This window comes from Micromonospora sp. ANENR4 (genome assembly GCF_015354395.1).
GTDB lineage: Bacteria > Actinomycetota > Actinomycetes > Mycobacteriales > Micromonosporaceae > Micromonospora > Micromonospora aurantiaca.
The window spans coordinates 64,038-77,261 of sequence record NZ_JADKYQ010000002.1; the positions used below are offsets into that span (position 1 = coordinate 64,038).

A 13,224-nucleotide genomic window follows, 5' to 3' on the forward strand; every position below is an offset into this window, starting at 1 on the left:
CGTTCCCCCTACCGCTGCGGGCGGGCGAGGTAGCGGCCGGCCGGCTCGCCGGTCACCTTGCCGTCGACGAGCACGTGCTGCCCGCGGACGAAGGTGTCGGTGACCCGGGCGGTGAGCTCGAAGCCCTCGAACGGCGTGTACTCCTGCGTCGACTCGGAGTCCTCGGCGCGCACCGTCCAGGTCGAGTCCGGGTCGACCAGGCAGATGTCGGCGTCGTAGCCCTGCAGCAGCGCGCCCTTGTTGCGCAGGCCGAAGCGCTGCGCCGGGTTCCACGAGGTCAGCTCCGCCACCCGCTGGTACGACAGACCGCGCCGGTTGCCCTCGGTGACCAGGCCGGGCAGCAGGTACTCGGCGCCGCCGAAGCCGGACTTGGCGACGAAGATGTCGTCGCGCGGCTCACCGAACTTGACCTCGTCCTTGCAGCAGGCGTGGTCGCTGACCACCCAGTCGATCTTGCCGTCCAGGACGTACCCCCAGAGCGCCTCGACGTCGGCGCGCGGGCGCAGCGGCGGGTTGACCTTGCCGCCCAGCCCGTGCGCGGTGTCGATGTCGGCGACCAGGTGGCCGATGGTCACCTCGCGGCGGAAGTCGATGTGCGGGAACGCCCGCGCCATCCGCAGCGCCGCGTCGACAGCCTTCTCCGAGGTCAGGTGCAGCAGGTTGATCTTCGGCAGACCGGTCTCGTGCGCCAGGTACGACGCGATCGACACGGCCAGTCCCTCGGAGTGCGGCGGCCGCGACGCGTGGTACGCCTCCAGCCCGCGCAGCGTGCCGTCCTGCTCGACCTGCTTGGTGTACGCGCTCATGATCTCGGCGGTCTCGCAGTGCAGCGACAGCGAGATCTCGTCGGCAAGCTCGGGGAAACGCTCCCGGGCCGCCTGGACGCCGCGCATCACGAACTCGAAGTGGGCGTAGTCGTACCGCTCGCCCTCCGGGATCATCAGGAACGAGTTCTGGTCGGTGGACCGGCCGTGCAGGCCGTGGCTGCCGTAGAACATGAAGATCTTGAACGAGGTGACCCCGTGCTCCTCCACCAGCGACGGCACCTCGCCGATGTGCTCCCGCGACATCGGCGCGAGGTGGAAGCCGTAGTCGATGTAGGAGCGGCCCTCGGTCGCGGCCAGCACCTCGGGGAAGAAGTCGGCGTACCGGCCGCCGCGGTTGAGGTAGTACTGCCCGGTGCGCATGTAGTTCAGCGCCGTGGTGACGCCGCCCTGCACCGACGCGCGGCTCTCCGAGACGGCGTCCTCGCTCAGCGGGTTGTAGATGCCCCAGTGCTGGTGCGCGTCCACCACGCCGGGGAAGGCGAGCCGGCCGCCGCCGTCGACGACCTGGGCGGCCTCCGCCCGGTCGATCTGCGGCGCGACGCGGCTGATCCGCCCGTCGGTGACGCCGATGTCCATCAGCTCGGGTTCGGGCCGGTCGTGCCGGACCACGCGGACGTTCGTCAGCAGCAGGTCGTACGTGCTCATGGTGTTGCTCCTCGTGCTCGGTTCAGCGGCGGTTGATCAGGCCCATCAGGCCGTGGACGTCGGGGGCCCGGTCCAGCCGGTGGACCTCCTCGGTGATGCGGTCGGCGGTCGCCGCCGGCAGGGCGGCGGCGTTGGTGCGGAACTTGACCGCCAGTTCGGCGTCGCTGAGCGGACGCTGCGGCCCGCCCCGGTTGGCGAGCACCTCCTGCACCCACTCCCGCCCGTCGCGGGTGACCACCCGCAGCACGGCCGGGAACTGGTGCGGGAAGATCGCGTCGCACCGCTCGTCGCCCACCACGTCGACAAGCGCCATCAGCGCCCGCCGCTGCGGGTCGTGCGCCAGGGCGTCGGTGAAGTCGGCGAGGTCCACGCCCAGACCGCCGCCGCCGATCAGGCCGGCGACCACCGCGTACGGGCCGCTGAACTGCGCCTCGTAGCCGGTCTGCGGCGCCCGCTTGCGCTCGATGGGCTGGCCGATGGTGCGCACCGTCGGCGTCGGCACGCCGAGCGTGATCGACTCGATCTCGTCCAGCGGCAACCCGCGCTCGCGCAGCGCGATCGCCGCGTCGATGGCGGCGTGGGTGAAGTGGTTCGCCGGGTACGGCTTGAAGAAGATGCCCGGTACCGCCCAGTCGGTGCCGAGCCCGCGGACGATCTCGTCGCCGTCGAACTCGCCGCGCAGGAACGCCTGGAAGAAGCCGAAGCGTCCCTCCAGCACGGTCGGCGGGCCGGTCACGCCGTGCCGGGCCAGCTGCGCGGCGCTCACCGCCGCGTGCGCGGCCCAGCCGCAGTGGATCCGCTTGACGGTGCCGCCGTTGCGGTTGGACTCGATCAGACCGGCCGCCATCGAGGCGGACACCCCGAGCGCGTCGAGCGCGCCGTCGGCGTCCAGCTTCAGCAGCCGGGCCGCCGCCACCGCGCCGCCGAGCGTGCCGCAGATCGAGGTGGCGTGCTGCCCGTGCTCGAAGAAGACGGAGTTGCCGGCGGCCGGGTCGTACCCGGCCATGCCGAGCCGCACGCACACCTCCAGGCCCACCGCGATGGCCGCGACGGTCTCCTGCCCGGACGCACCGGACGCCTCGGCGGCGGCCAGCGCGGCCGGCACCACCGACGCGCTGGGGTGCAGCACCGACGGCAGGTGCGTGTCGTCGTAGTCGAGCGAGTGCGCCAGCACGCCGTTGGCGAACGCGGCCAGCGCCGCGGGTGCCTTCTCGTCCAGGCCGACGACGGTGGCCTGACCACGGCCGCCCTGCTCCTCGACGTAGGCGAGGGCCGCCTGGCTGGTCGGCAGCGGCCGGGCCGCCACGCAGAGCCCGAGCACGTCCAGGACGCGGGCCCGGACGCTGGCGACCACCTCGTCGGGCAGCGTCTCGGCGGCGGTGTCGGCGGCGAAGGTGGCCAGGTGGCGGCCCAGGGTCGGCTCAGCCACGGCTGATCACCGCCAGCGGGCGCACCGGGGAGCCGGTGGCGCCGTACAGCGGCAGCGGCGCCATGACGAAGGTGAACTCGTGCACCTCGTCGCGGGCCAGCTCCTCCAGCGCCATCGTCTCGATCAGGTAGATGCCGTGCTCCACCAGCAGGATCCGGTGCGCCGGCAGCGAGCTGTGGCCCTTGCCCGGGTGCAGGCACTCGAAGGCGATGGTGTCCGCGCCGGCGGCGTGCACCTGGCGCTGCGCCAGCCAGGTCGCGCCGTCCGCGCCGACCCCCGGCACGCCGGAGTCCTTGCCGATGTACTGGTTGCGGTCCTCGTGGTCGAACAGCCGGCCCCACCCGCTGCGGATGAGCACGACGTCACCGGCGCCCACCGGCGTGCCCTGCCGGGACTCCGCGGCGTCCAGGTCGGCGGGGGTGATCTCGTAGCCGGGCTCGCAGGCCTCCACGCCCAGCGCGGCGGGCACGTCCAGCAGCACGCCCCGGCGGACCATCGGCGCGACGGTGTGCACGCCCAGCTCGTCGAACCGGCCGCCGACCTGCGCGGCGGCGGCGTCGGCGCCGCCGTGCAGCCGGCCGTCCTGGGAGACGTGCGCGAGCGCGTCGACGTGCGTGCCGACGTGCGTGCCCATCACCAGCAGGTCGTTGGCGGCGGAGCCGCCGTCGGCGCGCACCATGTCGCCGTGGCGGCGCGGCAGGGTGAGCCCGAACGCCGGGTGGTTCGGTGACTGCGGCATGCCGACGGTCAGCCGCCGGCCCAGGTCGTAGATCGTGACACCGGCCTGCACGGCGTCGAGCAGGCGGTCGGCGGTTCTGGCTGTGGTGCCCACGGGGTTCCTCGCGTTTCGGCTGTCGGCGTCGTCAGGCGACGACGCCACGGGCTTTCAGGTCGGCGATCTCGGCCGGGTCGCAGCCGAGTTCCTCGACGAGCAGGGCGTCGGTGTCGGCGCCGGGGGAGCGGCCGGTGAACCGGATCCGGCCCGGCGTCTCCGACATCCGCCACATGACGTTGTGCATCCGCATCGGGCCGAGGTCCGGATCGTCGACCGTGGTGATCATCTCGGTGGCCCGGACGTGCGGGTCCTCGACGATGTCCCTGGCGCTGTAGACCGGTGCGACAGCGGCGCCGGCCTCGGCGAACGCCGCGGTCACCTCGTCGCGGGTGCGCTCGGCGATCCAGGACCCCACGTACTCGTCGAGCAGGTCCGCGTGCGCCACCCGCCCGACGCCGGTACGGAACCACGGCTCGTCGATCACCTCGGGGTGGCCCACCAGCCGCAGCACCCGCTCGGCGATGGCCTGGGCGCTGGTGGAGATCGCCACCCACGACCCGTCCTTGGTCTGGTACGTGTTGCGCGGCGCGTTGTTCGTCGAGCGGTTGCCCTGCCGCTGCTCCACCACGCCGAGCTGGTCGTAGACCGTGGGGCCGGGACCGACAGCGGTCATGATCGGCTCCAGCAGGCTCATGTCGACGACCTGGCCCCGGCCGCCGGAGCGCTCCCGGTGCCACAGCGCCATCATCACCGCCGACGAGGTGGCGATGCCGCAGATGCTGTCGGCCAGCCCGAACGCGGGCAGCGTGGGCGGGCCGTCGGCCGTACCGGTCAGGTGGGCGAAGCCGCTCATCGCCTCGGCCAGCGTGCCGAACCCGGCGCGGGAGGCGTACGGGCCGGTCTGCCCGAAACCGGTGATCCGGGCGATCACCAGACCGGGGTTGACCCGGTGCAGTTCCTCCGGGCCGACGCCCCAGCGCTCCAGCGTGCCCGGCCGGAAGTTCTCCACCAGCACGTCGGCCCGCTCGGCCAGCCGCAACAGCAGCGCCGCGCCCTCCGGCGCGGACAGGTTCAGCCCGACCAGCCGCTTGTTGCGGGAGATCTCCTTCCACCACAGGGGATGGCCGTCCTTGGCCTTGCCGTGGCCGCGCATGCTGTCACCCATGGTCGGGTGCTCGATCTTGATCACGTCGGCGCCGTAGTCGCCGAGGATCTGACAGCACAGCGGCCCGGCGAGGATCGTCGAGACGTCAAGCACCCGCAGGCCCGTCAGCGGTCCGTCACTCACCTGTTCCACCTCCCCAGTTCTGTTCCTGACCCGTCCGGCCGGCGACGCGCTGCGCCGGCGGCCGGAAACCCAGTTCGGCGGAGATCTCCGCCGCCGCCGCGGCGACCAGCGCGCCGTGCGCCGCGCACACCTCCGGGGTGAACCGGTTCTGCGGCCCGCACAGCGAGATCGAGCCGAACACCTGCCCGGTCGCGTACCGCACCGGCGCGGCCACGCTCCCCGCGCCGTTCTGCCGTTCGCCCATGCTCACCGCGTACCCCTGACGCCGGATCCGGGCCAGGTCGGCCCGCAGCTTGGCGGTGGAGGTGATGGTGGCCGGGGTGACCGCGTCCAGCGGGTGGTGACCGAGGTAGTCGTCGACCTCGGCGTCCGGCAGCGCGGCCAGGATCGCCTTCGACGACGACCCGGAGTGCAGCGCGTGGCTGGTGCCCAGGGACACCGACATCCGGACCTCGTGCGGCGAGAGCACCTGGTCGATGTAGACGCGCGACCAGCCCTGCCGCACCGACAGCGTGGCGGTCTCGCCGCTGTCGCGGACCAGCCGGACCAGGTACCGGCGCGCGATGTCCGGCACGTCCAGGGCACGCAGCGCGGCCAGGCCCACCGCCAGCGCGCCGGTGCCGAGGCGGTACCGCTTGGTCTCCTCGTTGAAGGTGAGGAAGTTGTCGGCCACCAGCTCCTTGAGGATGCGGTGCGCGACCGCCTTCGGCAGGCCCAGTTCCCGCGCGATCGTCGACACGCCGAGGGTCTCCGGTGCCCGTTCGGCGATGATGTTGACGATGTCGAGGGCGCGTCCCAGACCGGACCGGGTCCGGCCGGCGGTGCTCTCGACGACCGCTGTCGTGATCATCTCTGTTCCTCCACTGTCGACGTACGTGCGTGGGGTCGCCGGGCGTCAGGCGGGCGCGACGGGGGTCTTCCCGGGCGGAAGGCCGTCGGCCTGCCGGGGTCGCTCCCGCGCGATGACGAGCGCCACCGAGGCGAGCACCACGGCACCGGCGAGCACCTGTCGTCCGGACAACGATTCATCCAGCACCATCATGCCGAGCAGGACCGCCACCACCGGGTTGACGTACGCGTAGGTGGACGCGAGCTGGATCGGCGCGTTGCGCAGCAGCCACGTGTAGACGCTGAAGCCGACCACTGTGCACACCAGCATCAGGTAGGTCCACGCCAGCCAGGACCGGCCGGTGACGCCGGCCGGGTCGAACCGTCCCAGCTCACCGCTGACCACGCTCGCCACCGCCACCGCGACGCCGCCGACGAGCATCTGCCAGCCGGTGCCGACCAGGTGGTCGGCCGGCATGTGCAGCCGCTGCGACAGCGTCGAGCCCAGCGCCCAGACCATCGTGGAGACCACCAGCAGCAGCATCCCGCCGAGGTGCCATCCCTTCGTCGGCACCGAGAACAGCAGCGCCAGCCCGGCCACACCGCCCAGTACGCCCACCGCCGCGAGTGCCGACGGCCGTGGGCCGACCGCCAGCCGCAGCACCAGCACCCACAGCGGCATGCCGGCCACCACCAGCGACGTCAGCCCGGTCGGCACGTACTGCTGGCCCAGGGCTAGCAGTGCGCTGCCCGCACCGACCATCAGCAGCCCGCTGGCGCCCACCCCGCCCCACTGCTGCCGGGGCAGCAGCAGCCCGGCCGGTCCCCGGCGCAGCGCCGCCACCGCGAACAGCAGCAGCGCGGCGGCCAGGAACCGGGCCGAGGTGGCGACCAGCGGCGGGATGCTGTCCAGGGCCACCCGGTTGCCCAGGTAGGTCGAGCCCCAGATCAGGTAGACCGCGCCGAGCCCGACGGCGAGGGCCATCGGGCCGGCGGGCCGCTGCGGATCCGCCGGGTGGCGGACCGCTGCGGGCTCGGTCAGGTCAGCGGTGGCCATCGACCCGGATCGCCACCGCGGTGTTGCCCCGCAGGGCGTTCGAGTAGGGACACATCTGGTCGGCCAGCTCCACGGCGCGTTCCAGGTCGGCCTGCGGGCACTGCGGCGCGGACACGTCCAGCACCACGGCGATCGCGTACCGGCCGTCCTCGGTCTGCCCGAGGGAGACCGAGGCGGTCACCGTCGTCGGGCCGGGCTTGACGCCGGCCTGCCGGGCGGCGACCGCGAGCGCGCTGTCGAAGCAGGCCGCGTAGCCGGCCGCGAACAGCTCCTCCGGGTCGGTGCCGGGCGCGTCCGGACCCCGCTGGGCGGGACGGGTCAGGTCGACCCGCAGCGACCCGGTCCGCGACCGGGCGCTGCCGCCCCGGCCGCCGGAGACCTCGACGGTGGCGGTGTAGAGCGTGTTCGCCGGGACGACCTTCGCGTCGGCGGCCGGGGTGCCGGCGCTCATGCCGCCACCTCCCGCCCGAGGTCGGCGTGCACCTGCGCGGCGACCGCGTCGGCGAACGCCTCCGGCTGCTCGTCGGCCACGAAGTCGGTGCCGCCGGGGATGGTCACCAGCTCGGCGCCGGGCAGCGCGGCCCGCACCTGCGGCGTCATCCGGTCCAGCAGGTCGTCGGCGCCGTGCAGCAGCACGATGGGCAGCGCGTCCAGGGCGGCGGTGTCCACGTGGTGGTCGAACACCGCCCGGTACGCGGTGGCGTAGTCCGGACCGGTCAGCAGGTACTCGGTGACCTGGCGGTTCGCCTCCTCCGGGGTCAGGCGCGGGTACAGGCCGTACACCCGGTCCCAGATCACCTTCAGGTGCCCGCCGTCGCGCGCCGGGGAGTAGCCGGGCGCGTACGACCGCTTCTTCTCCGCCCGCTCCTGCTCGTCGTAGAGCGGGATGCCCTGCAGGATCAGCCGGTGCACCCGCTGCGGCGCCGACATCAGCGCCTCCGCGCCGACGATCGCGCCGGTGTGCTGCCCGAGCAGGTGCACCCGGGACAGCCCGAGGGCGTCGGCGAACTGCCACACCCCGGCCGCGTACTCCGGGATGGACCACGGGCGCGGGGGCGCGTCGGACATGCCGAAGCCCGGCGTGTCCGGGGCGATCACCCGCAGGCCGCGGCGGGCCAGCGGCTCGATCACCGCGTCGTAGGTGGCCGAGGAGAGCGGGGACTGGTGCAGCATCAGCAGCACCGGGGCGTCGGCGTCGCCGCCGTGCCGGTAGTGCACCTGACCCCACGGCACGTCGACGTAGGCGCGGCGGGCCACGCCGCGGGCCCGGGTCACTCCGTCACCGCCAGCGCCGCCATGACCTCGATGACGTGCTTGATGCCGGCCTTGTAGTCGTCCAGCCGGATGTTCTCGTTCGGGCCGTCCACACCGGAGTCGGCGCGGGACACACCGACGCCGACGATCGGCCGGTCGGCGATCACGCCCTGGTTGCCGATCCACTGCGTGTACGGCTCGATCACCGGCTCGGTCCCGTACACCCGGCGGGCCGCGTCGGCGACCAGCGCGACGAACGGGTCCCGGTGGTCGGTGAGGTTGGGCCGGCTGGTCGCCATCACCTCGATGCGCAGGTCACCGAAGCCGGTCGCCGCCAGGTGGTCGCGGATGCAGCCGAGCACCCGGTCCGGGTCCTGGCCCGGCACCAGCCGGATCTCCAGCTTCGCCGAGGCGGTCGACGGGATGCCGAGCGTCACGTCGTCGCGCATGTCGCCGCCGGCGAAACCGGCGACGGTGAGCGTCGGCACGGTCCGGATGGCGACCGCGGCGCCCTGGTCGTCCAGGTCACCGGTGAACCGGTCGACCTGGGCCCGCTTGCGCAGGAAGTCCCCGTCGAACGCCACCTTCTCCAGCAGCGCCCGCTCCTCGTCCGTCGGCGGCCGGGCGTCGTCGGCGAAACCGGGGATCGTCACGGTGCCGTCGGGCCGCTGCAACTGCGCCAGGGCGGCGGCCAGCCGGGCCGTGGCGGCCGGCAGCAGCGCGGTGTTCTGGCTGGTCAGGTCGCGCGGCAGGGTCTGCGCGGTGAGCCGCAGGTAGAGCACGCCCTTCTCGGCGAGCTTGAGCAGCAGCCGATCCTCGCCGTCGAGCCAGGAGTTCTCCCACAGGGCCGCGTCGCTGGCGAGCCGGTCGGCGTGCGCCTGCACGAACGAGCCCAGACCCGGGCTGTGCAGCCACTTCTTGCCCTCGAAGATGATCCGGTTGGTCACCGGCGGGGTCAGCCCGGCCAGCTTCCAGGCCGCCGCCGCGTGGATGCGGGACATGACGACGCCCTTGTCGTCGGCCACGCCCCGGGCGTACAGCCGGCCGTCGTGGATCTCCGCCGCGTACGGCGGGCTGATCCAGTCGGCGTCGTCACCGGCCGGCTCGACCTCCACGTCGTAGTGGGTGAAGTGCAGCAGCGCCTTGTCACCCTCGCCCGGCACCTCGGCCAGCACGTACGGGTACGACTGCTCCCACGGGATGATCTCGGCTTCGCCGCCCCAGCGGCGGACCGACCCGGCGATGAACTCGGCGGTGGCCTCCATCTGCTCCGGCTCCTGGCGGCGGCTGCGGATGCGGCACAGCTGCTGGAGCTCCTCGACGAACTCGTCGAAGTGCTTGTCGACGGCCGCCAGGGCGGCCGCGGTATCCGGTTTGGGCATGGTGGTCCTCACAGAAGGGGTCGGAGAGGGGGAAGTCAGTGGATGGTGACGCCGCCGTCGACGAAGATCGTCTGCCCGGTGGTCATGGCGGCGGCGTCACTGAGCAGGTAGGCGACCGCGTTCGCGACGTCCTGCGGCTGCGCCATCCGGCCCAGCGGGATGGAGGCCATCTTGTCGGCCAGGTACGCGTCGTCGCCGCGGACGTCGGCGGTCATGTCGGTGGGCACGATCGTGGGTCCGACGGCGTTGACCCGGATCCGGTCCGGCGCCCACTCCAGCGCCAGCACGCGTGCCATGTGCATCACGCCGGCCTTGCTGACGCAGTACCCGAGCGTGTTCAGCACCGCGATGTGCCCGTTCGTGGAGCCGATGTTCACCACCGCGCCGCGGGTCTGCCGCAGCGCCGGGTACGCGGCCTGGCTCATCCGGAACGTGCCGGTCAGGTTGACGTCCAGGACGGTGGTGAAGTCCTCCTCGGACATCGTCGCGGCGGGCCCGCGCCGGACGATCCCGGCGTTGTTGACGAGCAGGTCCAGGCGCCCGTGGGCGTCCACGACCTCGGCCACCAGGCCGGCGCAGGAGGCGGCCGACCGGACGTCCACCCGGTGGCGGGTGTGCGCGCCGCCGGTCAGCTCGGCCTCCGCCCAGTCGTCGAGCAGGTCGGCCTGCGCCACCGTCGCGCCGCGCTCGGCGAGGGTCGCGGCGATGCGGGCGCCGATGCCGCGGGCCGCGCCGGTGACCAGTGCCACCCGCCCGTCGAACCGGTTCGGATCGGTGTTCATGTCTTGTGTCCTGCCTTTCCCGTTCGGCCACCGGCCGGGCGGGCGTGAACCACGCCCGGCCGGTGCTCCGCACGCGTGACGGCGGTCCCGTCAGCTGTCGTCACGCGCCGATCACCTTCGTGTCCTCGGCCCAGAAGGCCAGCCGCTTCTGCAGCAGCCGGATCACGAAGTGCGCCACCAGACCCATCACCGACAGCACCACCAGGACGGCGAACATGCCGGCGATGTCGAAGTTGTAGTTGGTCTGCAGCAGCAGGTAGCCCAGGCCCTCCTTGGCGCCGATGAACTCGCCGACGACCGCGCCGAGGATGGCGAAGACGATGCCGATGTCCAGGCCGGCGAAGATGAACGGCAGTGCGCTGGGCAGCCGGACCATCCGGAAGATCTGGGTCTTGCTCGCGCCGAACACGGTCAGCATCTGGATCTTGTCGGCGTCGGCCGCCCGCAGGCCCTCGATGACGTTTACGAGCATCGGGAAGAACGAGATCACCGCGGCCATGACCACCTTGCTGGTCAGGCCGAAACCGAACCAGACCACGAACAGCGGGGCCAGGGCGACCTTCGGCACGGTCTGGAAGGCCACGATGTACGGCATCAGGGTGGCTTCGACGATCTTGATCTGGGAGATGAACGTGCCGAGGAGCAGCGCCGCCCCGACACCGATCACGAACCCGAGCAGCGCCTCCTGGGTGGTCACCCAGAAGTGACCCCAGAACTGGTCGTCGCCGAGCTGCTGCCACAGCGACTCGACCACGCTCGACGGCAGCGGCAGGACGTACTCGTCGACGCCGATGAGCTGGACACCGTACTCCCAGGCCAGCACGACCACGACGAAGACCGTCGGGACCAGCCAGAGCTGGGGCTTCTCGCGGAGGTCGAACTTGCGCCGGGCGGGCCGGGCGGGCCGGGCGGACGGCGCCGGTGGCTGGGCCGGCTCGCGGACCAGGTTGCTTGTTGCCATGGCTGTCCCTCGTCAGTCGATAACGCCGGCGGCGTTGAAGTGTCGGCGGATCCGCTCCACGTAGACCCCGGCCCGGTCGGACGACATGACACCGAGGTCACGCGGCCGTTCCAGGTCGATGTCCATGACCTCCGCGATGCGGCCCGGCCGGGGGCTGAGTACCACCACTCGGTCGGAGAGGAAGACCGCCTCCGGGATGGAGTGCGTGACCAGCACGATCGTCTGGTTGCTCTCCTGCCAGATGCGCAGCAGCTCCACGTTCATGTACTCGCGGGTCATCGCGTCGAGTGCGCCGAACGGCTCGTCCATCAGCAGTACCGCCGGGTCGTGCACGAGCGCCCGGCAGATGCCGGCCCGCTGCTGCATGCCGCCGCTGAGCTCGTGCGGGTACTTCTGCTCGAAGCCGTTGAGACCGACCATCTCGAGCAGTTGCTGGGCGCGTTCCCGGTGCCGGCGGGGATCCAGTCGCTGGATCTCCGCCGGCACCATCACGTTGTCGAAGATGGTGCGCCACGGCAGCAGCGTCGGTGCCTGGAACACCATCCCGACCTCGGGAAGGGGCTTCGTCACGTCCCGCCCGGCGATCCGTACCGCGCCGCCGGACTTCGGGCTGAGCCCGGCGAGGATCTTCAGCAAAGTGGTCTTGCCGCACCCGGACGGTCCCACGACCGAGATGAACTCGCCGCGACGTACCGTCAGGTTGATGTCGCTCAACGCCTGGGTCGGTGCCGACTTCCGGGGCCGGTACTCCTTGTCCAGCCCGTCGATCTCGATCCAGGAGTCTTCCGACACCGATGCCGGAGCCTGCGTCTGCGCCCGGCGGGCCGTCGCCTTGATGGCCATCGAAATCCCTTCCGCTGTCCGCTGCCTAGGCGGTGTAGTTCGCGGCCTTGCTCAGCACCGCGGCCTTGTCGAAGTTGTTGGCGCCGGAGAGCAGGCTCGGGTCCCACAGCTTCTTGAGGTCGACCTCGCCGGTGATCTGCCCGGCCTCCTTGGTGTACGCCTGGGTCTTCGCCCACTCCTCGTCGCTGATCGCGCCCCAGTCGCCGAACTGCTCCGGGTCGCCGCTGGCCGGGGTGGCCGTCTTCAGCCAGGCGGCCAGGCTCTCGGTGTCCGCCTTGAGGCGCTCGTCGGCGGACTTGCCAGCGAGGATCTGCGGGAACACCTTGTAGCCGATCTTCATGGCGGCCTCGGGGTTCTTGGCCGAGAAGAGCATCGCCTTGTACGCCGCGCGCAGGAACCGCTCGTACGAGTCCTTCTTGGCGTCGAAGTCACGGGCGCCGACGCTGAAGGTGAGCGACCGGATGCCGGAGAACACGTCCGGGTTGGTCAGGTACTTCAGCTCGGTGCCGGCGTTCTCGATGACCGCGTACGCCTGGGTGTAGAGCGCCAGCATGTCGACCTTGCCGTCGTTGAGCGCGGCGGCGGCCTGCGCGCCGACGCCCACCGGCAGCAGCTCGACGTCCTTGGCCGGGTCCAGGCCGGCGGCCTTGACGTAGGCGCGGGCGTACGGGGCCGAGCCGGAGGCCAGGCTGATCACGCCGATCTTCTTGCCGCGCAGGTCCGCGCCGCCGGTGATCGGGGAGTCCGGCTTGACCGCCATCACCCACGGCCAGTTCTGCACCAGGCCGCCGACGGCCTTGATCGGCACGTTCTTCTCCACCGCGCCGAGCGCCGAGCCGGCGTCGGCGGGGGTGATGTCGCCGCTGCCGGACGCGACCGCCTGGAGGGCGGCGACCGAGCCGTCGGCGTTGATCGTCTCGACGGTCAGCTTCTCCTCGGCGAAGTAGCCGAGTTCCTTGGCGACCGCGTAGACGGCCACCTCCTCCTTCGGGCCGATCACGGCGGAGGCGATGGCCATGGTCAGCTTCGCCTCCTTGCCCTCGCCACCGGCCTCGTCGTCGGAGCCGCCGCCGCACGCGGCCAGGACCAGCGCGGTGGCCAACGCCGCCGGGAGCAGAGCCCACTTTCGTTTCATATGCACACACCTCGTCAT

At 72.1% G+C, this 13,224-nt stretch carries 13 protein-coding genes; all 13 read right to left on the reverse strand.

Annotation, left to right across the window (positions count from 1 at the left end; genetic code table 11):
* Window positions 1–8: 8 nt before the first annotated feature.
* The 13 genes from IRY44_RS03500 to IRY44_RS03560 all read right to left on the reverse strand — a co-directional run bounded on the left by IRY44_RS03500 (window position 9) and on the right by IRY44_RS03560 (window position 13,206).
* Window positions 9–1,472, reverse strand: a complete 1,464-nt coding sequence (locus IRY44_RS03500; protein ID WP_194799022.1) for a dihydroorotase family protein — start codon at window positions 1,470–1,472, stop codon at window positions 9–11.
* Between the two features lie 22 nt (window positions 1,473–1,494).
* Window positions 1,495–2,901 carry an MmgE/PrpD family protein gene (locus IRY44_RS03505; RefSeq protein WP_194799023.1) on the reverse strand — a complete coding sequence of 469 codons (1,407 nt, stop codon included), beginning with the start codon at window positions 2,899–2,901 and terminating at the stop codon, window positions 1,495–1,497.
* The gene (locus tag IRY44_RS03510) at window positions 2,894–3,733 is read right to left on the reverse strand and encodes a cyclase family protein (RefSeq protein ID WP_194799024.1); all 840 of its coding nucleotides are present in this window, start codon (window positions 3,731–3,733) and stop codon (window positions 2,894–2,896) included. The genes IRY44_RS03505 and IRY44_RS03510 overlap by 8 nt, the downstream gene beginning before the upstream one ends.
* Window positions 3,734–3,764: 31 nt before the next feature.
* The gene (locus tag IRY44_RS03515) at window positions 3,765–4,964 is read right to left on the reverse strand and encodes a CaiB/BaiF CoA-transferase family protein (RefSeq protein WP_194799025.1); all 1,200 of its coding nucleotides are present in this window, start codon (window positions 4,962–4,964) and stop codon (window positions 3,765–3,767) included.
* Entirely contained in the window at window positions 4,957–5,814 is an 858-nt protein-coding gene (locus tag IRY44_RS03520) for an IclR family transcriptional regulator (protein ID WP_135240658.1), read from the reverse strand. The genes IRY44_RS03515 and IRY44_RS03520 overlap by 8 nt, the downstream gene beginning before the upstream one ends.
* 45 nt (window positions 5,815–5,859) lie before the next feature.
* On the reverse strand, window positions 5,860–6,849 hold the full coding sequence (locus IRY44_RS03525; RefSeq protein ID WP_194799026.1) for an EamA family transporter: 990 nt from the start codon (window positions 6,847–6,849) through the stop codon (window positions 5,860–5,862).
* On the reverse strand, window positions 6,836–7,300 hold the full coding sequence (locus tag IRY44_RS03530) for an Ohr family peroxiredoxin (protein ID WP_194799027.1): 465 nt from the start codon (window positions 7,298–7,300) through the stop codon (window positions 6,836–6,838). The genes IRY44_RS03525 and IRY44_RS03530 overlap by 14 nt, the downstream gene beginning before the upstream one ends.
* A complete protein-coding gene (locus IRY44_RS03535) occupies window positions 7,297–8,124 on the reverse strand; it encodes an alpha/beta fold hydrolase (RefSeq protein ID WP_194799028.1) in 828 nt (275 codons plus the stop codon). The genes IRY44_RS03530 and IRY44_RS03535 overlap by 4 nt, the downstream gene beginning before the upstream one ends.
* Complete coding sequence (locus IRY44_RS03540) at window positions 8,121–9,485, reverse strand: M20/M25/M40 family metallo-hydrolase (RefSeq protein ID WP_194799029.1); 1,365 nt, start codon at window positions 9,483–9,485, stop codon at window positions 8,121–8,123. Before IRY44_RS03540 ends, IRY44_RS03535 begins: the two co-directional genes overlap by 4 nt.
* 35 nt (window positions 9,486–9,520) lie before the next feature.
* Complete coding sequence (locus tag IRY44_RS03545) at window positions 9,521–10,267, reverse strand: SDR family NAD(P)-dependent oxidoreductase (protein ID WP_194799030.1); 747 nt, start codon at window positions 10,265–10,267, stop codon at window positions 9,521–9,523.
* A gap of 100 nt (window positions 10,268–10,367) precedes the next feature.
* Window positions 10,368–11,228: an ABC transporter permease gene (locus IRY44_RS03550; RefSeq protein ID WP_091417004.1), complete on the reverse strand. Its 861-nt coding sequence runs from the start codon at window positions 11,226–11,228 to the stop codon at window positions 10,368–10,370.
* Window positions 11,229–11,240: 12 nt separating this feature from the next.
* Entirely contained in the window at window positions 11,241–12,020 is a 780-nt protein-coding gene (locus tag IRY44_RS03555) for an ABC transporter ATP-binding protein (protein WP_120573737.1), read from the reverse strand.
* Window positions 12,021–12,096: 76 nt separating this feature from the next.
* Window positions 12,097–13,206 (reverse strand): ABC transporter substrate-binding protein, encoded by a 1,110-nt coding sequence (locus tag IRY44_RS03560; RefSeq protein ID WP_194799031.1) that lies wholly within the window; start codon window positions 13,204–13,206, stop codon window positions 12,097–12,099.
* Window positions 13,207–13,224 lie beyond the last annotated feature (18 nt).

Excerpts from the sequence above, each read along its gene's own strand:
- IRY44_RS03545 (WP_194799030.1), bottom strand. The coding sequence starts at position 10,267 with ATGAACACCGATCCGAACCGGTTCGACGGGCGGGTGGCACTGGTCACC.
- IRY44_RS03550 (WP_091417004.1), bottom strand. The coding sequence starts at position 11,228 with ATGGCAACAAGCAACCTGGTCCGCGAGCCGGCCCAGCCACCGGCGCCG.
- IRY44_RS03500 (WP_194799022.1), bottom strand. The coding sequence starts at position 1,472 with ATGAGCACGTACGACCTGCTGCTGACGAACGTCCGCGTGGTCCGGCAC.
- IRY44_RS03530 (WP_194799027.1), bottom strand. The coding sequence starts at position 7,300 with ATGAGCGCCGGCACCCCGGCCGCCGACGCGAAGGTCGTCCCGGCGAAC.
- IRY44_RS03520 (WP_135240658.1), bottom strand. The coding sequence starts at position 5,814 with ATGATCACGACAGCGGTCGTCGAGAGCACCGCCGGCCGGACCCGGTCC.
- IRY44_RS03540 (WP_194799029.1), bottom strand. The coding sequence starts at position 9,485 with ATGCCCAAACCGGATACCGCGGCCGCCCTGGCGGCCGTCGACAAGCAC.
- IRY44_RS03525 (WP_194799026.1), bottom strand. The coding sequence starts at position 6,849 with ATGGCCACCGCTGACCTGACCGAGCCCGCAGCGGTCCGCCACCCGGCG.
- IRY44_RS03560 (WP_194799031.1), bottom strand. The coding sequence starts at position 13,206 with ATGAAACGAAAGTGGGCTCTGCTCCCGGCGGCGTTGGCCACCGCGCTG.